Raw genomic sequence first — 21,853 nt, forward strand, 5'->3', positions numbered from 1 at the left:
CAATGGCATCTTCGCTTTCCCCCGGCGGCGCCGGCCGCTTAACGCAGACTTCTAGGGTTTTTCATGACGCGCTACATCTTCGTCACGGGTGGTGTTGTTTCTTCATTGGGGAAAGGCATCGCCTCGGCTTCATTGGCGGCCATCCTGGAGGCGCGGGGCCTGAAGGTCACGATGCTCAAGCTTGACCCTTACATCAACGTCGATCCGGGCACCATGAGCCCGTTCCAGCACGGTGAGGTGTTCGTCACTCATGACGGCGCCGAGACCGATCTCGATCTGGGGCACTACGAGCGGTTCATCCGCACCCGCATGACCCAGAACAACAACTTCACCACCGGTCGCGTATACGAAGACGTGCTGCGCCGCGAGCGCCGGGGTGATTACCTGGGTGCGACCATTCAGGTCATTCCGCACATCACCGACGAGATCAAGCGTCGCATCATCAAGGGCGCCGGCGATGCCGACGTTGCCCTGGTTGAAGTCGGCGGCACCGTCGGGGACATCGAGTCGCAGCCGTTCCTTGAGGCGATTCGCCAGTTGCGCGTCGAAGTGGGCGCCAAGCGCGCCATGCTGATGCACCTGACGCTGGTGCCCTACATCGCCACTGCCGGCGAAACCAAGACCAAGCCCACGCAGCATTCGGTGAAGGAGCTGCGCTCCATCGGCCTGCAGCCTGACGTACTGGTCTGCCGCTCCGATCGTGCCATCGACGTTTCCTCGCGGCGTAAGATTGCGCTGTTCACCAACGTCGAAGAGCGCGCGGTGATCAGCCTTCCGGACGCCGATACGATCTACAAGATTCCAGGCATCCTGCATGCCCAGGGCCTCGATGACTACGTGGTCGAGCGCTTTGGCCTGGAGTGTCGTGGTGCCGATCTCTCCGAATGGGATCGTGTCGTCGATGCCAAGCTGCACCCGGAGAAGGAAGTCACCATCGCCATGGTCGGTAAGTACATGGAACTTCTGGACGCCTACAAATCTCTGATCGAGGCGATGAGCCACGCTGGCATCCAGAGCCGTACCAAAGTGAACCTGCGTTATATCGACTCCGAAGACATCGAGAATCAGGGCACCAGCCTGCTGGAAGGTGTCGACGCCATTCTCGTGCCGGGCGGTTTCGGTCTGCGCGGCGTCGAGGGCAAGATCGCGACGGTACGTTATGCCCGTGAGAACAAGATCCCGTATCTGGGCATCTGCCTGGGTATGCAGGTCGCGGTCATCGAGTTCGCCCGTGACGTGCTGGGCTGGTCCGACGCCAACTCGACCGAGTTCGACAAGGACAGTGGTCACCCGGTAGTCGGTCTGATCACCGAGTGGGAAGACGCCAGCGGTGCCGTGGAAACCCGCAGTGATAACTCGGATCTGGGCGGCACCATGCGTCTTGGCGCGCAGGAATGCGGCCTCGAAGCCGGCTCCAACGTATTCGAGTGCTACGGCCAGGAGCGCATCGTCGAGCGCCATCGCCACCGTTACGAAGTGAACAACAACCTGCTGCCGCAATTGCAGGCAGCGGGCCTGAAGATTACCGGGCGTTCCGGCGACGGCGCGCTGGTGGAAGTGGTCGAGGCTCCGGATCATCCCTGGTTCGTTGCTTGCCAGTTCCACCCTGAATTCACCTCCACGCCGCGTGACGGCCATCCGCTGTTCAGCGGTTTCGTCAAGGCAGCGCTGGAACACAAGGCGAAGAAAGCATGAGCCAGAAGACCATCCGCGTAGGCAACATCGAGATCGCCAACGACAAGCCGTTCGTGCTGTTCGGCGGCATCAACGTGCTGGAATCCCGCGACTTGGCCATGCAGGCCTGCGAAGAGTACGTGCGGGTGACCGAGAAGCTCGGCATCCCCTACGTGTTCAAGGCCAGCTTCGACAAGGCCAATCGCTCCTCGATCACCTCGTTCCGCGGTCCGGGCCTGGAAGAAGGGATGAAGATCTTCGAGGAAGTTAAGAGGACCTTCGGCGTGCCGGTCATCACCGATGTGCACGAGCCCTGGCAGGCGCAGCCGGTCGCGGACGTCTGCGACATCATCCAGCTGCCGGCTTTCCTCTCCCGGCAGACCGATCTGGTCGTGGCGATGGCCAAGACCGGCGCGGTGATCAACATCAAGAAGGCGCAGTTCCTCGCGCCGCAGGAGATGAAGCACATCCTGCGCAAATGCGAGGAAGCCGGCAACGATCAGCTGATCCTCTGCGAGCGCGGCTCCTCCTTCGGCTACAACAATCTCGTAGTCGACATGCTCGGCTTCGGCATCATGAAGCAGTTCGAATACCCGGTGTTCTTCGATGTCACCCACGCCCTGCAGATGCCAGGCGGTCGCGCCGACTCGGCGGGTGGTCGCCGTGCCCAGGTGACCGATCTGGCGAAGGCCGGCCTGTCCCAGGGCCTGGCCGGGCTGTTCCTCGAAGCGCACCCCGATCCGGACAATGCCAAATGCGACGGCCCGTGCGCGCTGCACCTGAACAAGCTCGAGCCTTTCCTTACCCAGCTCAAGCAGCTGGATGATCTCGTCAAGAATTTCCCGCCAATCGAAACTGCTTGAAGCCTTGCAGCTATCTACGGAGTGTTAACAACAATGGCAAAGATCGTCGACATCAAGGGGCGTGAAGTTCTCGATTCCCGTGGCAACCCCACAGTGGAAGCCGACGTGATCCTGGACAACGGCATCATCGGCAGCGCCTGCGCGCCGTCTGGTGCATCCACCGGTTCCCGCGAGGCTTTGGAACTGCGTGATGGCGACAAGAGTCGTTACCTGGGCAAGGGCGTACTGACCGCCGTAGCCAACGTAAATGGCCCGATCCGTGACCTGCTGTTGGGCAAGGACCCGCTCGATCAGAAAGCGCTGGACCAGGCGATGATCGAGCTCGACGGTACCGAGAACAAAGGCAAGCTTGGGGCCAACGCCATCCTTGCCGTGTCGCTGGCTGCTGCCAAGGCTGCTGCTCAGGCCAAGGGCGTGCCGCTGTACGCGCACATTGCCGATCTGAACGGCACCCCGGGCGTCTACTCCATGCCGGTACCGATGATGAACATCATCAACGGCGGCGAGCATGCCGACAACAACGTCGACATCCAGGAATTCATGGTCCAGCCGGTCGGCGCCAAGACCTTCGCCGACGCGCTGCGCATGGGCGCCGAGATCTTCCACCACCTGAAGGCTGTGCTGAAGGCCCGTGGCCTGAGCACCTCCGTGGGTGACGAGGGTGGCTTCGCGCCGAACCTGGCGTCCAACGAAGACGCCCTGGCCGCAATCGCCGAAGCTGTCGCCAACGCCGGCTACACGCTGGGTGACGACGTCACATTGGCTCTGGACTGCGCTTCCTCCGAGTTCTTCAAGGACGGCAAGTACGACCTGGCCGGCGAAGGCAAGGTGTTCGACGCCGCCGGATTTGCCGACTACCTGGCCGGTCTGAGCCAGCGCTATCCGATCATCTCCATCGAAGACGGTATGGACGAGTCCGACTGGGCTGGCTGGAAGGTGCTGACCGACAAGATCGGCGACAAGGTGCAACTGGTCGGTGACGACCTGTTCGTGACCAACACCAAGATCCTCAAGCGCGGCATCGACGAGAAGATCGGTAACTCGATCCTGATCAAGTTCAACCAGATCGGCTCGCTGACCGAAACGCTGGAAGCCATCCAGATGGCCAAGGCCGCCGGCTATACCGCGGTGATCTCGCACCGCTCCGGTGAGACCGAGGACAGCACCATCGCCGACCTGGCCGTGGGTACTGCCGCTGGTCAGATCAAGACCGGTTCGCTGTGCCGTTCGGACCGCGTGTCCAAGTACAACCAGCTACTGCGTATCGAAGAGCAGCTGGCCGGCAAGGCGCCGTACAAGGGTCGCGCCGAATTCCGAGGCTGATCCGCGGTACTTAAAAAAGGGCGGCGCAAGTCGCCCTTTTTTGTTTCAATCGCTCCGTGCCCGCGTGCAAACTCTTCGTGCCTCCAGAGCCGTCGCTGTTTGCCAATACCCGAATTTCAGCTGAAGTCGTTTCATGCCTTCTATGCGTCGCCCCTACTGGTTGTTCGTCGTACTGATACTGCTGCTGGGTGGTCTGCAGTACCGTCTCTGGGTGGGCGAGGGCAGCCTGGCTCAGGTCAATGGCCTGAACAAGCAGATCGCCGAACAGCAGGGTGAGAACGAGCGTCTCCTGGAGCGCAATCGAATCCTCGAGGCGGAGGTTCTGGAGCTCAAGCAGGGCATGGAGACCGTCGAAGAGCGGGCCCGCCAGGAGCTCGGCATGGTCAAAGAGGGCGAAACCCTCTATCAGCTGATCGAATGAGCCTGCGCGATCAGCCTGCCTTCTGGGTCGTCATCCCGGCTGCCGGCGTCGGCAGTCGTATGCGCGCTGACCGTCCCAAGCAGTATCTGTTGCTGGGTGAGCGCAGCATCATCGAACACACCCTCGATTGTTTTCTGGACCACCCGGCACTTGCTGGTTTGGTGGTTTGCATCGCGCCTGACGATCCCTACTGGCCGGCGCTGCCCTGCGCTCGCGATGCTCGCGTGCAGCTTGCACCGGGCGGTCGTGAACGTTGCGATTCGGTACTCAGTGGGCTGCAGCGCCTCGATGAGCTGGGCGCGAATGAGCATGACTGGGTGCTGGTGCACGACGCGGCCCGTCCCAATCTTGCGCGTGAGGATCTGGACAGGTTGCTGGCCGAGTTGGCCGATGATCCGGTCGGTGGTCTGCTGGCTGTTCCGGCGCGGGACACCCTCAAGCGCGTAGGTCCGGATGGGCGTGTGGTGGAGACGGTGGACCGCAGCGTCATCTGGCAGGCTTTCACTCCGCAGATGTTCCGCCTGGGCATGTTGTGCGACGCGCTCGAAGCTGCACTCGCCTCCCGTATGCAGGTTACCGACGAGGCGTCGGCACTGGAGTGGGCAGGTCACTCGCCTAGGGTGGTAGAAGGGCGGGCGGACAACCTGAAGGTCACCCGGCCCGAAGATCTGGAGTGGCTGGCGCAGCGCTGGAAGACAGACCGCGAGTCTTGAGAACGGGCAGGGGTTGCCTGCCCGCCATTTACATCAGAAACGATAGATCGCCGCAGCGCCGGTGCCGGTCGGCATCCGTTCGGTCGGTACCACAACCACGTCTCCACCTTGCTCGAGTGTCCAGATGGTCAGCTCATCCAGCAGGTCGGGTGTGTTGACGTCATCTTCGCTGGTCGGCGTTGCCGTTCCGTCAGTTTTGTCGACATGGCCGGGAATCTGCCGCTCGGCCTCCACCAGCAAGGTGGCGACCCGGCCTTGGCGGGTGGCCTGACCGATATCTTCGAGGTGGTCGGATGCCAGCCCCTGGCCATGGGATGCGCCGAACTGGTTGAGCAAGCCTTCCAGGCGCTTGAGATAGCGCGGCTGCATCACCATCCAGCTTTTCTCACGTAGCTCATTGACGCTCAATGCGTTCTGGCCGGTCTCGATGCCCTCCGGCAGCAGGCAGTCATTGTGGCTGAGGCGTCGGAAGTGCGACTGCTGCTCGGGCAGAGCGGCGAGGATCAGCGGCAGGCCGGATGGGCGCGAGTGATGTTCGGTGATGGCGCGATCGACTTCGCGAAAGTAGCGATCACGGTCCCGGTCGATCTCCGCCTGCTTGCCGCTGCCGCCAGCCTCCACCTGCATCGGGTCGCCGCGTTCGCTGGAGCGGCCATAACCCTGGGGAAACCCACTTTGACCCTTCTCGGTGAGGTCGCTGCCCAGGGCGTCGGCGAGTGTCCGGGGCACACCGTCGTGCAGCTTCACCTCGTCGAGGGCATCACGGTTGCCCTCGAACAAGCGTACCGAGTCGCGCGAGAGGCAGAGGATCTGAAAGCGGTCGGCTGACTGTGCAATGCGTACCAGCGGTTTGAGGTGCATGCGCGCGTTGGCCACGGCCATTTCCGGCACGCTGCGTTGCAGTCGATAGACCTGGAAGTAGTCCTTGGCGGCAAAAGCGGCCAGGCCGTCGAGGCTGTGGTTCCAGAAGTCACTGTTGTCGATCAGGGCGTAGAACGGCTCGAGCAGGGTGTGTGCCTTGTCGCCATGGCCTTGCTGCTTGAGTGATTCTTCCAGCTGCTTGACCAGGTGCTTGAAGCGGATCGGGTCCTGCTGACGCTCGGGAAAGCTGCGATGAGTGGGCTGGTACACGGACAGGCAGGGCCCGTCTCGTTTTGACAGCAGTTTGGTCAGGGTTTCACGGTCGAGCAGTCGGTTCATGCGTGGCCTCCAGTAGCGGTGGTTCGGTCCCTCGCAGAAGTGTCGATGGCGTGCTCATTGGCCATCGAGGGCCAGTCAGTGGCGGTTGAGCTTGTCCAGAACGTGGCTCAGCGCGTGGTTCAGCTTCTCCGCGGCGCCGTTGATTGCCAGGTCCAGCGTTTCGGCCTTGTGGGTGGCCGAGATGGGGTCGTGACCCTTGACCCTCGCCTCCATCTGGCAGCGCTTGTCATGGGGGCCGCTCTTGCTGCTGTTTTCGTCGTTGAGATGGACCTCGACTCGGGTCAGGTGATCATCGAAGCGCTCCAGTTCGGTCTCGACCGTGGCCTTCACTCGTTCTTCCAGATCGGCGGTGACGCTGATGCTGTGGTTACTGTTCACCAGAACCTGCATGGTTTCCTCCTGATTGCAGCGCTGCGCTCGTCCAGCGCGGGCGGCTCGAAGAGCAGCAGCTACAGGGTACGACGTGGGGGATTAAGGCGGGTTCCGCGTCATTAGAGGCGTCTGACGCGCGGTTCAGTGCCCGTTCCGGTCGCCGGTCCTGGCGTACTCCGAACGCTTGGCAAGACCGGTCTTGAGGGCCTCGACCAAGAGCCGAACTTTCGGTAGCGGGTAGCGCCGTTGCGGGTAAACCGCCCACACGGCGGTATCTGGCGGCTGATTGCTTTCCAGTAGCGAAACCAGCTCGCCTCGAAGCAGCGGCTCTTGCACGTAGTAGTCCGGCAGCTGGCACAGGCCAAAGCCACGCAGGGCTGCATCCAGCACCGCCTCGCCACTGTTGCAGCGCCAGTTGCCGCTGGGCTTGAAGTGCTGCTCGCGGCCCTCGATCTGAAACGACCAGATGTCGCTCGTGCCGATCAGGCAGTTGTGTCGCGCCAGCTCCGACAGGGTGTGTGGCCGTCCGTAGCGTTCCAGGTAGCTCGGTGCAGCGCACAGATACATTGCTCGCGGCGCGATGCGGGTGGCGACCAGGCGCGACTCGCCGAGTTTGCCGAGGCGGATGGCCAGGTCGTAGCCCTCCTGAACCAGATCGAGGGTGCGGTTGGACAGCTCGATATCGACGCGCAGTTGCGGGTGCTGGGCCATGAATTCGTTCACCAGCGGCACGATGAAGCGCTCGCCATAGGCCACTGCAGCGGTCATACGTAACAGCCCGGTCGGTGCGCTGTGCAGATCGCTGATGGCCAGAAAGGCTTCGTCACGTTCCTCGATCAAGCGCTGGCAGCGGGTGAAGAAGGTATGCCCGGCCTCGGTCAGCGAGACGCGGCGGGTGGTGCGATAGAGCAAACGCGCTTGCAGGCGTTCTTCAAGGCGCGCGACCTGTCGGCTGACATGCGAGGACGAAACCCGCAGCTGCTCAGCGGCGCGCATGAAGCTGCCGCATTCGGCGACAGCCACGAATTCGTCAAGGCCTTCCCAGCGGCTCATGGGTTCTCCGGTGTCAGATTCCAGCAAGCGGGTTGCAAAGATCCTAACGTGATGAGCGCCGATTGTCCCTCAACAGCAATAATGTTTTCCCGGGGCCGTCGTTAATCCCTGTTTGGCCATGAATTACACTCTCTGCTTTCCAATCACATCGAGAGTGATGTCCATGACCATCAAGTCGCGCGCCGCCGTTGCCTTCGGCCCCAACCAGCCTCTGCAGATCGTGGAAGTGGACGTAGCCCCACCCAAGGCTGGCGAAGTCCTGATCCGCATCGTCGCCACCGGTGTGTGCCACACCGATGCTTACACGCTCTCGGGCGAGGATTCGGAGGGCGTGTTTCCGTGCATCCTCGGTCACGAGGGCGGCGGCATCGTCGAGGCGGTGGGCGAGGGCGTCACCTCGGTTGCCGTCGGCGATCACGTGATTCCGCTCTATACCGCCGAATGCCGGCAGTGCAAGTTCTGCAAGTCGGGCAAGACCAACCTCTGCAGCTCGGTTCGCGCCACTCAGGGCAAGGGCCTGATGCCCGACGGCACCACCCGCTTCAGCTATCAGGGCGAGCCGATCTACCACTACATGGGCTGCTCGACCTTCTCCGAGTACACCGTGCTGCCGGAGGTCTCGGTGGCGAAGATCCCGAAAGAGGCCCCGCTGGAAAAGGTCTGCCTGCTCGGTTGCGGCGTCACCACCGGTATCGGTGCCGTGCTCAACACCGCGAAGGTGGAAGAGGGGGCGACCGTGGCGATATTCGGCCTGGGCGGTATCGGCCTGGCAGCGATCATCGGTGCGAAGATGGCCAAGGCCAGCCGGATCATTGCCATCGACATCAATCCGGGCAAGTTCGCCATTGCCGAAGAACTGGGCGCCACCGATTTCGTCAATCCGAAGGACCACGACAAGCCGATCCAGGACGTGATCGTCGAGATGACCGACGGCGGCGTCGACTATTCCTTCGAGTGCGTTGGCAACGTTCAACTGATGCGCGCGGCGCTCGAGTGCTGCCACAAGGGCTGGGGCGAATCGACCATCATCGGCGTCGCCGGTGCGGGGCAGGAGATCAGTACCCGTCCGTTCCAGCTGGTCACGGGACGCGTCTGGCGCGGTTCGGCGTTCGGCGGCGTGAAGGGTCGTACCGAGCTGCCGAGCTATGTGGAGAAGGCGCAGAGCGGCGAGATTCCACTGGACACCTTCATTACCCACAACATGCCGCTGGACCAGATCAACGAAGCGTTCGACCTGATGCACGAAGGCAAGAGCATCCGGACCGTCATTCACTTCTGATCCCAGGGTGGATAACGCCGTCGCCAGACAGCTTGTCCACCTCGACCGGTGGAGGCCCGCGCGGTTTCCACCTTCGCGAGGCCTGTACATGACCCTTGAAATCGTTTCCAGCAACAAGAGCTTCGGCGGCTGGCACAAGCGCTATCGCCACCGTTCTAGCAGCCTTGCCTGCGACATGGTATTCGCCGTGTATCTGCCGCCTCAGGCGGAGCAGGGCGAAAAGCTGCCGGTGCTGTACTGGCTGTCGGGGCTGACCTGCACCGATGAGAACTTCATGCAGAAGGCCGGGGCGTTGCGGCTGGCTGCCGAGCTCGGCCTGATCATTGTCGCGCCGGATACCAGCCCACGCGGCGCCGGCGTGCCGGACGATCCCGATGGCGCCTGGGACTTCGGCCTTGGCGCTGGCTTCTACCTCAACGCCACCCAGGAACCCTGGGCTCAGCATTACCGGATGTACGACTACGTGGTCGACGAGCTGCCGGCACTGGTCGAGGCGAACTTCCCTGTCTCCGACCGCCGGGGCATCAGCGGGCATTCGATGGGTGGCCACGGCGCGCTGGTCTGCGCGCTGAAGAATCCCGGTCGCTACCAGTCGCTTTCGGCTTTCGCACCCATCAGCAATCCGCTCAGCTGCCCGTGGGGCGAGAAGGCGTTCAGCCGCTACCTGGGCGCCGACCGTTCGCGCTGGCGCGAGTGGGATGCCTGCGCACTGATTGCTGAGGCGAGCGAGAAGCTGCCGATGCTGGTCGATCAGGGCGATCGTGATGACTTCATGGAGGGTCAGCTCAAACCGCAGGCGCTGCGTGCCGCTGCGGACGCTGTCGGGCACCCGCTGACGCTGCGCATCCAGCCGGGCTATGACCATAGCTACTACTTCATCGCCAGCTTTATCGATGATCACCTGCGTCATCATGCCGAGGCGCTGAAGGCGTAGGGTGGATGACGGTGGAGCCTCAGCCGCGCGTCCGGTTCGGCTCGCCGCGCTGGTCGATACGTCAGGTGCCTGTGCGGCAGGAATAAAAAAGGCCCGTCCGGACATGCCGGTCGGGCCTTTCCATCGCCAGGAGCTTAGAGCGACGGATAATCGGTATAGCCAGCCGGGCCCTGGGCGTAGAACAGCTCGGGTTTCGGCTCGTTCAGCGGTGCGTCCTGACGCAGGCGCTCGACCAGATCCGGGTTGGCGATGTATGGAATGCCGAAGGCCACGGCATCGGCCTTGCCCTCAGTCAGCCAGGCGTTGGCCTGTTCCTTGGTGAAGCGTTCGTTGGCGATATAGATGCCACCGAATATCTTCTTCAGCTGTGGGCCGAGGCTGTCTTCACCGGCTTTTTCGCGAGTGCAGATGAAGGCGATACCGCGCTTGCCCAGTTCACCGGCAACATAGCCAAAGGTCTCGGCGCGGTTGGAATCGCCCATGTCATGGGAGTCGGCACGCGGCGCCAGGTGTACGCCAACACGTCCTGCGCCCCACACGGAGATGGCCGCATCGGTCACTTCCAGCATCAGCCGGGCGCGGTTTTCCAGCGAGCCACCGTAGGCGTCACTGCGCTGGTTGGTGCTGTCCTGCAGGAACTGGTCGAGCAGATAGCCGTTCGCGCCATGAATCTCGACCCCATCGAAACCAGCTTCCTTAGCGTTCTCCGCACCCTTGCGGTAGGCCTCGACGATGCCCGGAATCTCAGCGGTTTCCAGCGCACGAGGCGTCTCGTAATCCTTCATTGGTCGCACCAGGCTGACATGGCCGGCTGGTTTGATGGCGCTGGGTGCGACCGGTAGCTGGCCGTCGAGGTAGATCGGGTCGGAGATACGGCCGACGTGCCAGAGCTGCAGGACGATCTTGCCGCCTTTGGCGTGCACTGCATCGGTGACCTTCTTCCAGCCCCGAATCTGCTCGGCGGACCAGATGCCGGGGGTGTCCGGGTAGCCGACGCCCATCGGGGTCACGGAGGTGGCTTCGCTGATGATCAGGCCGGCGTCGGCGCGCTGGGCGTAGTACTCGGCAATCAGGTCGCCGGGAACGCGGCCGGGCTCGGCGCGGCAGCGGGTCAGGGGCGCCATGATGACGCGGTTGTTCAGTTCCAGATCGCCGATCTTGATCGGGTCGAAAAGTGTGGGCATAGCAATACCGCTCCTTTACTGGTGGTGCGAAAAGGGACTCAGAGTTCCTGGCCGATGCGCTCGACGAACGACTCGATGATCGCGTCGTTGCGCTTGAAGAAGTGCCACTGGCCGACCTTTTGGCTGGTGATCAGCCCGGCTTTCTGCAGGGTCGCCAGATGGGCCGATACGGTTGACTGCGACAGGCCGGCACGCTGGTCGATCTGCCCGGCACAGACGCCGTTTTCCAGCGAATGGTGCTGCTCGGAGAAATACCGCTGCGGCTCCTTCAGCCAGCGCAGGATGTCGCGACGCAGCGGGTGGGCGAGGGCCTTGATGATGTCGTCGAAGTCGTCCGGCATGGGATGGCTCTGGGCTGTATATCGGAATGAGGCGAACTATATATCGTTGTTTTCCGATATGAGATCGATTCGACTGATGGTGGTTATTGGCTGTGTCGATGATCGGGAGGTGCCGCGGACACTCAAGCAGCACCCGGCTCCTGTAGAATCGTCGCCTCGAGATTTTCAGGGTTTTGCATCTATGCGTATCGGCCACGGTTACGACGTGCACCGCTTCGGCGAGGGCGATCACATCACGCTTGGCGGCGTGCGGATTCCACACAGGTTTGGGCTGTTGGCTCATTCCGACGGTGACGTGCTGCTGCATGCCTTGAGTGACGCGTTGCTCGGTGCCGCTGCGCTGGGCGATATCGGCAAGCACTTCCCGGACACCGACCCGCAATTCAAGGGCGCCGACAGCCGCGCTTTGCTGCGCCATGTGCTCGTCCAGGTCCAGGCCAAGGGATACGTCGTCGGCAATGTCGACGCCACAATCATCGCCCAGGCGCCGAAGATGGCCCCGCACATCGACAGCATGCGCGCGTTGATCGCGGCCGACCTGCAGGTCGAGCTGGACCAGGTCAACGTCAAGGCCACCACGACCGAGAAGCTGGGTTTCACCGGGCGTGAGGAGGGGATCGCCGTTCACGCGGTTGCCTTTCTGGTCCGCGCATGACCGAAGATCAGCTGCTCGGGCCACGCGCCCATGGCGAGCCTTGTGGCAGTGCGGTGCTGAAAGCGGTTGCCGAGGATTTTCAGGTCGATGAAGTGCTCGATATCCCGCTGTCCGGCGAAGGCGAGCACCTCTGGTTGTGGGTGGAAAAGCGCAATCTGAACACCGAGGAAGCCGCCAAACGCATCGCCCGCGCCGCTGGCGTGCCGCTGAAGATGATCAGCTACGCCGGGCTCAAGGACCGCCAGGCATTGACTCGTCAGTGGTTCAGCCTGCATCTGCCGGGCAAGAGCGATCCAGATCTTGCCGCTGCCGAGAGCGACGGCCTGGCGATTCTCAAGCGCACCCGGCATCAGCGTAAGCTGCAGCGCGGCGCGCACTCGGCCAATGGCTTCCGCCTACGCTTGACGGAGCTGCGCGGTGAACATGCCGCGCTGGATGAGCGGCTGGAGCGGATCAAGGCCTCCGGCGTGCCGAATTACTTCGGCCTGCAGCGTTTCGGCTATGAGGGCAGCAACCTACACGGTGCTCGGCACTTCGCGGCGAAAGGTGAGCTTCCGGAGCAGCGCAACATGCGTTCGCGGCTGCTCTCGGCTGGTCGCAGTTACCTGTTCAACCGTGTGCTCGCCGAACGGGTTGGGGATGGCAGCTGGGATCAGGCACAAGTAGGCGATCTCCTGGCATTCACCGACAGTCGCAGCTTTTTCCCGGCCGGGCCGGAGGAGTGCGGCGACCCGCGCCTGACGATTCTGGATCTACATCCGACCGGCCCTTTATGGGGCATGGAAGGCTCTCCAGCAGGTGACGAAATTCAGGCACTGGAAAACGCTGTCGCCGAAACTGAACCTGCGGTCGTCAATTGGTTGGCGCAGGCAGGAATGAAGCACGAACGGCGCATTCTTCGCCTCCCCATCGGCGGTTTGTCGTGGCATTATCCCGAGCCTTACATTCTGCAACTGGAATTCGTCCTGCCGACCGGATGCTTCGCCACCGCCGTGGTGCGTGAGCTGGTCAGCCTGGCAGGGCAGACGGACATCTGATGCGTATTCTGATCGCCAACGACGACGGGGTGTATGCACCCGGGCTCGCCGCGCTTTATGACGCGCTGGCCGACTATGCCGAGTGCAAGGTGGTAGCCCCGATCCAGGATATGAGCGGCGCCAGCAGCGCACTTACCCTGGACCGCCCGCTTCATCCTGTCAGCATGCCGAACGGCTTCATCGGGCTGAACGGCTCGCCCACCGATTGCGTGCATCTGGGCCTGAACGGGCTGCTCGAAGAAACACCGGACATGGTGGTTTCGGGCATCAACCTCGGCGCCAATCTGGGTGACGATGTGCTCTATTCCGGCACGGTCGCCGCGGCCATCGAAGGCCGCTTCACCGGCCGCCCGGCCTTTGCCTTCTCGCTGGTCTCCCGCTCGACGGAAAACCTGCCGACCGCTGCGCATATCGCGCGCCTGCTGGTGGAGAAGCACGACCAGCTCGAAGTGCCGCCGCGCACGGTGCTCAGCGTCAACGTGCCGAACCTGCCGCTTGATCACATTCGTGGTATCCAGCTCACTCGTCTGGGGCATCGCAGCCGTGCCAAGCCGCCGGTCAAGCAGGCCAACCCTCGGGGCAAGGAGGGCTACTGGATATCCGTGGCCGGGGACGTCGAGGATGGCGGACCGGGTACCGATTTTCATGCGGTGATGCAGGGTTACGTATCGATTACCCCGTTGCAGCTGGATCGAACTTTTCATGAGGCCTTCAACGGTCTCGAGAGCTGGCTGGAGAACGTGCTGTGAGACATCGCGAACAAGACAGCCTGCTGCATGGGTCGGGAATGACCTCCCAACGCACCCGTGATCGCCTCATCCAGCGCCTGTACGAGGAAGGTCTTTCCAGCGCCCAGGTGCTCGAAGTCATCCGCCGCACGCCACGTCATCTGTTCGTAGACGAAGCCCTGGCGCACCGTGCCTATGAAGATACGGCGCTGCCGATCGGACACAACCAGACCATTTCCCAGCCGTTCATGGTTGCACGCATGAGCGAGCTGCTGCTGGCCGACGGGCCGCTGGACAAGGTTCTCGAAATCGGGACCGGCTCCGGCTACCAGACCGCCGTGCTGGCGCAGCTGGTCGAGCGGGTCTTCTCGGTCGAGCGCATTCAGGCGCTGCAGGACCGAGCCAAGGAGCGCCTCGCCGAACTCAAGCTGCGCAATGTGGTCTTTCGCTGGGGCGATGGTTGGGAAGGCTGGCCAGCATTGGCGCCTTACAACGGGATCATCGTCACCGCAGCGGCAGCCGATGTGCCGCAGGCCCTGCTCGATCAGTTGGCGCCCGATGGGCGTCTGGTGATCCCGGTAGGGGCCGGCGAGGTCCAGCAACTCATGCTGATCATTCGAGAGGAGAACGGCTTTTCGCGTCATCTTCTGGATACCGTACGTTTCGTGCCGCTGCTCAATGGCCCCGTGATTTGATCATTCAGCGGAAGAAAGCATGAAAGACGCTTTATTGTTGTACGCCAAGGGCATGGCCATGGGCGCAGCGGATGTGGTGCCCGGTGTCTCGGGCGGTACGGTGGCTTTCATCACCGGCATCTACGACGAGCTGCTGCGTTCGATCAGTGCGGTGCCCTATGCCATCCGCCCGTTGCTGCGGGGGCGCGTCGCCGAGGCGTGGAAGACCGCCAACGGCAGTTTTCTGGTGGTGCTGTTTGCCGGCATCCTGACCAGCATCCTCAGCCTGGCCAGGCTGATTACCTTCCTGCTGGAAGAGCATCCGATTCCCGTCTGGTCCTTCTTCTTCGGCCTGATCCTGGTTTCCGTGCATCTGGTGGGCAAGGAGATCCAGCGGCGCAACCTGTCGCGGCTGGTGAGTTTCTGCCTGGGTATCGGTTTCGCCTACTGGATAACGGTGGCGGCCCCGGTGCAATGGGGCAGTGACGGCCTGAGCCTGTTCTTCGCCGGTGCCATCGCCATCTGCGCCATGATCCTTCCGGGGATATCCGGCAGCTTCATCCTCGTCTTGCTGGGGCTGTATCCGGTGGTGCTGGGTGCGGTAAAGAACTTCGATATCGGCGTGATGGCGATCTTCGCTGCCGGTTGCCTGGTGGGTCTGCTCAGCTTTGCCAAGTTCCTCAGCTGGCTGCTCAAGCGCTGGCGCGACTTGACCCTGGCGTTTCTGACCGGATTGATGCTCGGCTCGCTGAACAAGGTCTGGCCGTGGAAGGAAACGCTGACCTGGCGTACCAACTCCAGCGGCGAGAACGTTCCGGTCCTGCAGCAGAATCTGCTGCCCGGCGCCTATGGCGATCTGACCGGCCAGGACCCGCAGTTGCTGCTGGCCATACTGCTGGCCGTGGGCGGCATCGTCCTGGTGCTGGGTCTCGAGTGGTTCGCCGGGCGACGCCAGCCGATGACGGAAGGCGTTTGACGCACGTGTCTATGAAAGGGAGCGGGCATTGAGGCTCACAGCAGTACGGCGGTGGATTCGCGACCCTTTGGTCCGCTCGATGGTCGGCGTGCTGGTGATCGCCGGCACGCTGGTCGGTTGCGCATCCTCGCCTCCGGGCGGTGGTGTGCAGGTCGTCGATCGCAACCAGCGTGATCGTGTCACCAGCGGGCAGTACATCGTGCGCCGCGGCGACACGCTGTGGTCCATCGCTTTCCGCTTTGGCTGGGATTGGCGCGATCTGGCCCGCGTAAACGGCATTCAGCCGCCGCATGTCATCTATCCCGGTCAGCGGATTCGCTTTAGCGGCGGCGCCACCCGAACGGCCGCTGCTACCCCGCAGCCGGTGCCCAAGCCTCCTTCCAGTCCCGCCTCATCCACCCCGGTCGTGGTCGCCAATCCGGTGCCGCGCCAGCCGGCGATCACCACACAACCTAAGCCCGCGGTTAGCCAGCCGGCGCGCACTCCGGTTACGCCTGTGACCCGCTCTGCAAGCGGTTGGGCATGGCCAGCGAACGGCACGATCATCGGTCGTTTTTCCTCAAACGGTAGTTTGAATAAAGGAATTGATATCGCTGGGGATTTGGGACAGCCTGTCCTGGCTGCTTCTGATGGGACTGTTGTGTACGCCGGCAGTGGATTACGGGGTTACGGCGAACTTGTGATCATCAAGCACAGCGATACCTATGTAAGCGCCTACGGACACAACCGCAGGCTGCTGGTGCGGGAGGGTCAACAAGTCAAGGCTGGGCAAAGTATCGCCGAGATGGGATCGACGGGAACCGACCGGGTGAAGCTGCATTTCGAGATTCGTCGCCAGGGCAAACCCGTAGACCCGCTGCAATACCTGCCAAGACGTTGACCTGTCGCCTGCCTGTTCCAGCACTAGGTTGGGCTTGAGCGTAGCCAGGGACCCGCGCCGCTTGGGCCTGTTGTCGAACCCGGAACAGGACAAGAATTAAATGGCACTTAAAGACCACGCGCTGGAGTTTGACGTCGACGATGCGGTTCTGCTCATGGAAACGCCGATCCACTTCGACCAGAAAGACAAAGTGACCAAGGCTGCCAGTGCAGGCAGACCCAAGGCCACATCCAGCAAACAGCACAAGTTCATCGACTACAACCGGGCGCTAGATGCAACCCAGTTGTATCTCAACGAAATCGGTTTCTCCCCCCTCCTGACCCCCGAAGAAGAAGTGCATTTCGCGCGTTTGGCGCAGAAAGGCGATCCGGCGGGGCGCAAGCGCATGATCGAAAGCAACCTTCGCCTGGTGGTGAAGATCGCCCGACGCTACGTCAATCGCGGTCTTTCCCTGCTCGATCTGGTCGAGGAGGGCAATCTCGGTCTGATTCGCGCGGTGGAAAAATTCGACCCCGAGCGCGGCTTCCGCTTTTCCACCTATGCCACCTGGTGGATTCGACAGACCATCGAGCGGGCGATCATGAACCAGACCCGCACGATTCGCCTGCCGATTCATGTGGTCAAGGAATTGAATGTCTACCTCCGGGCCGCTCGCGAGCTGACCCAGAAGCTCGACCACGAACCCAGCCCTGAAGAGATCGCCAACCTGCTGGAGAAGCCGGTCGGTGAGGTCAAGCGCATGCTCGGGCTCAACGAACGCGTCACTTCGGTGGATGTGTCGCTTGGCCCGGACACGGACAAGACGCTGCTCGATACACTGACCGACGATCGCCCGACCGATCCTTGCGAGCTCCTGCTGGATGACGATCTGTCCAACAGCATCGACCAATGGCTGTCTGATCTGTCCGAAAAGCAGCGGGAGGTGGTTATCCGTCGTTTTGGCCTGCGCGGCCATGAAGCCTCGACGCTGGAGGAGGTGGGGCAGGAGATCGGCCTGACCCGCGAGCGTGTTCGCCAGATCCAGGTGGAGGCGCTGCGCCGTCTGCGCGAGATTCTCGAGCGTAACGGCCTGTCGAGCGACGCGCTGTTCCAGTGACATCAATGTTGTCGGGTCTGGTTGCCGGGCCCGACGACAATCCCGCCGCTGCTGCACTCTTCCTGACCCCTTACACACGCTGCCTTGGGTCGATCCCTTAGCTTAATCCGCCGCGGTCGATTTTCCTGGTTGTCCTCTCCCCGTGTACGCATTTGCTTACAAGCGTTGTAAGCAAACCCCACGAAACAGCTACGGTGACCGGCGATTTATGCCAGCATCACTACGCAAGTGACTGATTTTTATAGAACTTATTAGATGCTCTGGATGGGCCAGGCAGTGCTGCGGCCGGATGCCACAGCTTGTTGTCGTCACGCCGATCATTAATATCGCACCCGTGCTCAGGGATTAGCGCGGCCTTCAGGATGAAGGTCAAGGACCGCCGCAGGAAGCGGTGTCATCCAGGAAGATGAGAAGGGATACAGGGAACAAGGAAGGAGGCGGGCGGGGTCAAACCCGCCCCTTTTTTTGCCTGCAAGAAACTCCCGCTGAACCGAGTGGCCGGGGCACGGCCTAATGGGAACAGTCCATCAGCGGAGAACCACATGAACGGCGACCAGCACAACGACCAGCCCACCAAAGAGCAGGACGACGTGACCCGTCGGCCGGATGAGGCTGACGAAGATCAGCTCGATGAGGCTATCGAAGAAACCTTTCCAGCCAGCGATCCGATCTCGCCCTGATCAACCGGAGGCGCACGCTCAGACGGCTTGTTCCTTCCCCTCCGTACGCATCAATAGCGCAGGCATGATATGCCTGCGCAACAGCGGCGCCACATCCTCCCTCGCGCATGGCGCGATCTCCAGCCAACCCAGTTCTTCCAGTTCGGCCTGCACCTTCACTGCGTGGGGCAGGCGTCCGATGAACACATCCGCCTCGACCTGATGGTCCGGCTCGTTGGCAGCCGGTGCGCGGAAATGCCCGAACGACTCGAGGTCATCATCCTCGAGCCTCAGGTCGAGTTCTTCATGAAGCTCACGCTTGAGGGTTTGCAGAGGTGTTTCGCCCGGCTCTGCCTTGCCCCCGGGGAGCATGAAGAAGCGGGTGCTGCGTTTGCGCACGACCAGGAGGCGTCCGCGTTCGTCGATCAGGCAGGCGATGGCGATGTTCAGGGTTGCTGCTGGCATGGGCATCATCCTTCGGTCATTGAGCAGGGCAATCAGTGCCTTGGTCCGTCGGTAGCGGGCCAGTCGGTCGGCCAGGGTGTCAGGCAGCTGGTCCGTCATGACGAAGCCAAGTTGCGTATAGAAATCCAGAAGTTCCGGTTTACAGAACAGCCAGACCGGTCCGCTGTTCGACATCAGCGCTTCGCGTACAAGCTGCGCGCCGATGCCGCGGCTCCGCTGCGAAGGGGTCACCAACAAGCCGGTCAGAAAATGCCCATCCGCTACTGGCGTCAGGCAGAGCCCACCCAGGATGGCGCCGCGCCGGGCCACCCAGCATGTGGCCTCGGGACGTATGCGGTTACGGCTGTTGTGGGCTCGATAGAACCTGACCAGCAGCGGCTGCAAAGCCTTGGGGAGCGGCGAATAGTCGAGAGTGGGCATGACCGACCGTGGATTTTTCGAGGGCGCTAGTCTAGCGCCTGTGCTGCGATCACCAAACGCCCTGTATCCGACCGCTGCCGTTCATCCGTTCGCTGCATCTTTCCGTCGTCTTGGCGCTCTCACCCTTAGCGTTTCCAACGACAGGAATAACAACATGTTGGATCTACTGATTGTGCTCGCATTCGTTTTCTACGGCCTTTCGGCAGGGATGCGCGCCCGCTCCAAAGCCTCGCAGAGCCTTCATGAATACTTTCTTGCCGGACGAACCATCAAGGGCTGGCGCGCAGGTGTGTCGATGTCCGCCACGCAGTTCGCGGCCGATACGCCGTTGCTGGTCAGCGGTCTGGTCGCGACTGCCGGGGTTTTCGCGTTGTGGCGGCTGTGGATCTATGGGTTGGCATTCCTGCTGCTTGCATGGGTATTCGCCTCCGGCTGGCGCCGTGCCGGGGTGCTCACCGACGCCGAACTCACTCGTGTGCGCTACAGCGGTCCCGCAGTGGTGCCGTTGCGCCTGTTCAAGGCGATCTATTACGGCACCGTTATCAACTGTGTGGTGCTGGCGATGGTACTGGTCGCGGCCATTCGCATTGCCGAAGTGTTTCTGCCATGGCACGAGTGGCTGCCGGGCGGCGTCTACGCGGTGATCATGGGCGCAGTGGAAGCCAGCGGCATACGGCTTGGTGAGAGCATCAGTGGGCTCGATCAGCTGACGACCAGCACCAACAATCTCATTTCGATCCTGTTGATCCTGACCTTCACGGCGATGTACTCGATCACTGGAGGCCTGCGTGCGGTGGTGCAGACCGATGTCATGCAATTCAGCGTGGCGATGCTGGGTACGTTGGTATACGCCTGGTTCGTGGTGGACGCAGCCGGTGGACTGGGCGGCCTGACCGACCGGATCGTCGAGCTGTATGGCAGCGAGCAGGCGGCCAAGATGCTTTCGTTCTCGCCGCCGAGCAATGCCGGCGAGGCGCTGACGCCATTCCTGGTGATCGTCGGTTTGCAGTGGCTGTTCCAGATGAATTCCGACGGTACCGGATACCTGGCGCAGCGCAGCATGGCTTGCCCGACAGATCGTGAGGCCCGTATTGCCGGTTTGGTATTCACCTGGCTGCAGATATTCCTGCGCAGCCTGTTCTGGCTGGCGATAGCGATCGGTCTGCTGGTGCTGTATCCGTTCAGTCCGGAAGAGATGAGTGGTGAAGGCTTCACCGCCGCGCGCGAGGCGCTGTTCGTCACCGGTATTGAAGAATTGCTACCACCGGGTTTCCGCGGGTTGATGCTGGTGGGCCTACTGGCGGCCCTGGCGTCGACCGTGGATACGCATCTCAATTGGGGCGCTTCGTACTGGAGCAACGATGTCTATGGTGGGGTCGTGGCGCCGAAGCTGCTCAAGCGCAAGCCCAAGGACAAAGAGCTGGTTCTGGTCGCGCGTCTTTCCAACGTGCTGATCCTGCTGATCGCGATGGTCATCATGGCCAACCTCGGTTCGATCCAGACGGCCTGGTTCATCTCCTTGCTGTTCGGTGCCGGAATGGGTTCGGTGCTGGTACTGCGCTGGCTCTGGGAGAGGATCAATCTGTACTCCGAGCTGACGGCAATGATCGCATCGCTGATCACCGCCCCCTTGCTGCTCTACTACCTGGGCACCGATCCGGAGCGGGAGTGGATACGTCTGGGCATCATGTCCCTGGTTACCTGCAGCGCCGCGATTCTGGTTAGCTACATCACCCCGCCCACGGACAAGGAGACGCTGGATCGCTTCTATCGCAGGGTGCGGCCGTTCGGCTTCTGGGGACAGACCGCCATGCGTTGTGGCGTCTCGCGCCGGGAGTCGCTCAAGGCTCTCGGTGTACGGCTGTTTGCGGTAGGCGTTACGGCGCTATCGGTCTACACGTTATTGATCGGCGTGGGGCGGTTGCTGTTTCCTCAGCCGGAAGGAAGTTCTGTGCTGGCGTGGATATGTATCGCCGTTGGGTTGGCTTTGACACCCGTGTGGATGTATCTCGCGTTTAGCCGTTATTTCGATGATGAACGGGAAGATGATGCGCTTGAACTTCACGAGAAGAGTGTGGATGTGGCTGGCTGAATCAATGGACAGGTTTATATGTATATCACGCAACGATTCTATAATTGCCTTTCTAATATCTATTTGAAGGTTGTCGTGCTGGCATAACAGTATCGCGTTCTAGGCTAAATTTATAAAAATCATCGAATTGACGCTTTTTTCTATTGTTTTGCATGAAAAGCCGGTCATTCGTCGATTCCTTTGAGCAGTCTCAGGGTTTACATGCTTGTCTCAGGAATACGCATTGCTATTGCGTATTTCATAACAAGCACAAAAGCAGAGGTGCCGTCATGAATCGACTTTTCAAAACTTCCTTAATGGTTGCCGCCATGCTTCCGGCTGTTGCCGGTGCGGCTCCCATGACCGGTGACAAGGAAATCACATTGGGTGGTGCAGGAAGCAGCGACAAGGACTTTGACGATACTGTTTTTTCCGTACAGGGAAGTTGGGGTCAGTATTTAAGCGAATCTTCTCTCTGGGGTGTCCGGCAGACTGTCAATGCGCGTGATACCGAGGGAGAAAGTGTCAAGTTCGATGGCTCGACTCGCGTCTTCTATGACTATCACTTCGGCACCGGCAAGGCACGGCCTTTCATCGGTGCGAGCATTGGTGGTGTCTACGGTGACCGGGTAGACGAGACGTTCATGGCGGGGCCGGAAGTCGGCTTCAAGTACTGGGTTCAGGACAAGACGTTCATTACCGCGATGGCGGAATATCAGTTCCTGTTCAAGAGCGGCAGCGATGCACAGGATCGATATGATGACGGAGTGTTCCTCTACAGCATCGGTGTTGGCTTCAACTACTGATCAGGACATGCGCGATGTCACCCGACATC

23 protein-coding genes are annotated in these 21,853 nt (G+C 61.6%); 17 read left to right on the forward strand and 6 right to left on the reverse strand.

Annotation, left to right across the window (positions count from 1 at the left end; translation table 11 throughout):
* Window positions 1–63 precede the first annotated feature (63 nt).
* The 5 genes from IEG05_RS11520 (at window position 64) to ispD (ending at window position 4,994) form a co-directional block, all read left to right on the forward strand.
* The gene (locus IEG05_RS11520; protein WP_014819917.1) at window positions 64–1,695 is read left to right on the forward strand and encodes a CTP synthase; all 1,632 of its coding nucleotides are present in this window, start codon (window positions 64–66) and stop codon (window positions 1,693–1,695) included.
* Window positions 1,692–2,537, forward strand: coding sequence for a 3-deoxy-8-phosphooctulonate synthase (kdsA, locus tag IEG05_RS11525; protein WP_191122068.1), 846 nt, complete (start codon window positions 1,692–1,694; stop codon window positions 2,535–2,537). Before IEG05_RS11520 ends, kdsA begins: the two co-directional genes overlap by 4 nt.
* Before the next feature lie 33 nt (window positions 2,538–2,570).
* Complete coding sequence (gene eno, locus IEG05_RS11530) at window positions 2,571–3,860, forward strand: phosphopyruvate hydratase (RefSeq protein ID WP_014819919.1); 1,290 nt, start codon at window positions 2,571–2,573, stop codon at window positions 3,858–3,860.
* 142 nt (window positions 3,861–4,002) lie between these two features.
* Window positions 4,003–4,281, forward strand: a complete 279-nt coding sequence (gene ftsB / locus IEG05_RS11535) for a cell division protein FtsB (protein ID WP_014819920.1) — start codon at window positions 4,003–4,005, stop codon at window positions 4,279–4,281.
* Complete coding sequence (gene ispD / locus IEG05_RS11540; RefSeq protein WP_046621258.1) at window positions 4,278–4,994, forward strand: 2-C-methyl-D-erythritol 4-phosphate cytidylyltransferase; 717 nt, start codon at window positions 4,278–4,280, stop codon at window positions 4,992–4,994. The genes ftsB and ispD overlap by 4 nt, the downstream gene beginning before the upstream one ends.
* 33 nt (window positions 4,995–5,027) lie before the next feature.
* Here the strand turns inward: ispD and IEG05_RS11545 are convergent, their stop codons facing one another.
* The 3 genes from IEG05_RS11545 to IEG05_RS11555 form a co-directional block, all read right to left on the reverse strand.
* Window positions 5,028–6,194, reverse strand: a complete 1,167-nt coding sequence (locus tag IEG05_RS11545; RefSeq protein ID WP_014819922.1) for a baeRF3 domain-containing protein — start codon at window positions 6,192–6,194, stop codon at window positions 5,028–5,030.
* A 75-nt stretch (window positions 6,195–6,269) separates the two neighbouring features.
* Complete coding sequence (locus tag IEG05_RS11550; protein ID WP_014819923.1) at window positions 6,270–6,584, reverse strand: HPF/RaiA family ribosome-associated protein; 315 nt, start codon at window positions 6,582–6,584, stop codon at window positions 6,270–6,272.
* A gap of 123 nt (window positions 6,585–6,707) precedes the next feature.
* On the reverse strand, window positions 6,708–7,619 hold the full coding sequence (locus tag IEG05_RS11555; protein ID WP_191122069.1) for a LysR substrate-binding domain-containing protein: 912 nt from the start codon (window positions 7,617–7,619) through the stop codon (window positions 6,708–6,710).
* Window positions 7,620–7,782: 163 nt separating this feature from the next.
* Here IEG05_RS11555 and IEG05_RS11560 point away from each other — a divergent pair, with 163 nt between their 5' ends.
* Complete coding sequence (locus IEG05_RS11560) at window positions 7,783–8,898, forward strand: S-(hydroxymethyl)glutathione dehydrogenase/class III alcohol dehydrogenase (protein WP_041013633.1); 1,116 nt, start codon at window positions 7,783–7,785, stop codon at window positions 8,896–8,898.
* Window positions 8,899–8,986: 88 nt separating this feature from the next.
* Window positions 8,987–9,832 carry an S-formylglutathione hydrolase gene (gene fghA, locus IEG05_RS11565; RefSeq protein WP_125862399.1) on the forward strand — a complete coding sequence of 282 codons (846 nt, stop codon included), beginning with the start codon at window positions 8,987–8,989 and terminating at the stop codon, window positions 9,830–9,832.
* Window positions 9,833–9,966: 134 nt separating this feature from the next.
* Here the strand turns inward: fghA and IEG05_RS11570 are convergent, their stop codons facing one another.
* Together IEG05_RS11570 and IEG05_RS11575 are read right to left on the reverse strand one after the other, a co-directional pair.
* Entirely contained in the window at window positions 9,967–11,016 is a 1,050-nt protein-coding gene (locus IEG05_RS11570) for an alkene reductase (RefSeq protein ID WP_125862400.1), read from the reverse strand.
* A gap of 38 nt (window positions 11,017–11,054) precedes the next feature.
* A complete protein-coding gene (locus IEG05_RS11575; RefSeq protein ID WP_003285796.1) occupies window positions 11,055–11,357 on the reverse strand; it encodes an ArsR/SmtB family transcription factor in 303 nt (100 codons plus the stop codon).
* Between the two features lie 181 nt (window positions 11,358–11,538).
* Here IEG05_RS11575 and ispF point away from each other — a divergent pair, with 181 nt between their 5' ends.
* The 8 genes from ispF (at window position 11,539) to IEG05_RS11615 (ending at window position 18,083) form a co-directional block, all read left to right on the forward strand.
* Window positions 11,539–12,012 carry a 2-C-methyl-D-erythritol 2,4-cyclodiphosphate synthase gene (ispF, locus tag IEG05_RS11580; RefSeq protein WP_125862401.1) on the forward strand — a complete coding sequence of 158 codons (474 nt, stop codon included), beginning with the start codon at window positions 11,539–11,541 and terminating at the stop codon, window positions 12,010–12,012.
* The gene (gene truD, locus IEG05_RS11585) at window positions 12,009–13,049 is read left to right on the forward strand and encodes a tRNA pseudouridine(13) synthase TruD (RefSeq protein WP_125862402.1); all 1,041 of its coding nucleotides are present in this window, start codon (window positions 12,009–12,011) and stop codon (window positions 13,047–13,049) included. The genes ispF and truD overlap by 4 nt, the downstream gene beginning before the upstream one ends.
* Window positions 13,049–13,798, forward strand: a complete 750-nt coding sequence (gene surE, locus IEG05_RS11590; RefSeq protein WP_003299332.1) for a 5'/3'-nucleotidase SurE — start codon at window positions 13,049–13,051, stop codon at window positions 13,796–13,798. Before truD ends, surE begins: the two co-directional genes overlap by 1 nt.
* Window positions 13,799–13,836: 38 nt before the next feature.
* Window positions 13,837–14,472, forward strand: coding sequence for a protein-L-isoaspartate(D-aspartate) O-methyltransferase (locus IEG05_RS11595; RefSeq protein WP_125862403.1), 636 nt, complete (start codon window positions 13,837–13,839; stop codon window positions 14,470–14,472).
* A gap of 19 nt (window positions 14,473–14,491) precedes the next feature.
* Window positions 14,492–15,427, forward strand: a complete 936-nt coding sequence (locus tag IEG05_RS11600) for a polyprenyl-phosphate transporter (RefSeq protein ID WP_023443764.1) — start codon at window positions 14,492–14,494, stop codon at window positions 15,425–15,427.
* A gap of 79 nt (window positions 15,428–15,506) precedes the next feature.
* Window positions 15,507–16,307 carry a peptidoglycan DD-metalloendopeptidase family protein gene (locus IEG05_RS11605; RefSeq protein WP_191122070.1) on the forward strand — a complete coding sequence of 267 codons (801 nt, stop codon included), beginning with the start codon at window positions 15,507–15,509 and terminating at the stop codon, window positions 16,305–16,307.
* 100 nt (window positions 16,308–16,407) lie between these two features.
* Window positions 16,408–17,403, forward strand: a complete 996-nt coding sequence (gene rpoS, locus IEG05_RS11610; protein ID WP_003299327.1) for an RNA polymerase sigma factor RpoS — start codon at window positions 16,408–16,410, stop codon at window positions 17,401–17,403.
* Window positions 17,404–17,945: 542 nt separating this feature from the next.
* On the forward strand, window positions 17,946–18,083 hold the full coding sequence (locus tag IEG05_RS11615) for a hypothetical protein (protein ID WP_003299325.1): 138 nt from the start codon (window positions 17,946–17,948) through the stop codon (window positions 18,081–18,083).
* Between the two features lie 18 nt (window positions 18,084–18,101).
* On the opposite strand, the gene IEG05_RS11620 is transcribed toward IEG05_RS11615, so the two are convergent.
* Window positions 18,102–18,947, reverse strand: a complete 846-nt coding sequence (locus IEG05_RS11620) for a GNAT family N-acetyltransferase (protein ID WP_042925625.1) — start codon at window positions 18,945–18,947, stop codon at window positions 18,102–18,104.
* Between the two features lie 154 nt (window positions 18,948–19,101).
* Here IEG05_RS11620 and IEG05_RS11625 point away from each other — a divergent pair, with 154 nt between their 5' ends.
* Both IEG05_RS11625 and IEG05_RS11630 read left to right on the forward strand, forming a co-directional pair.
* Window positions 19,102–21,039, forward strand: a complete 1,938-nt coding sequence (locus IEG05_RS11625; protein WP_191122071.1) for a sodium:solute symporter family protein — start codon at window positions 19,102–19,104, stop codon at window positions 21,037–21,039.
* A 269-nt stretch (window positions 21,040–21,308) separates the two neighbouring features.
* Window positions 21,309–21,824 (forward strand): hypothetical protein, encoded by a 516-nt coding sequence (locus IEG05_RS11630; protein WP_014819933.1) that lies wholly within the window; start codon window positions 21,309–21,311, stop codon window positions 21,822–21,824.
* The last annotated feature ends 29 nt before the right edge of the window (window positions 21,825–21,853 follow it).

Origin of the sequence: Stutzerimonas kunmingensis (assembly GCF_014764705.1) — a bacterium.
Lineage (GTDB): Bacteria > Pseudomonadota > Gammaproteobacteria > Pseudomonadales > Pseudomonadaceae > Stutzerimonas.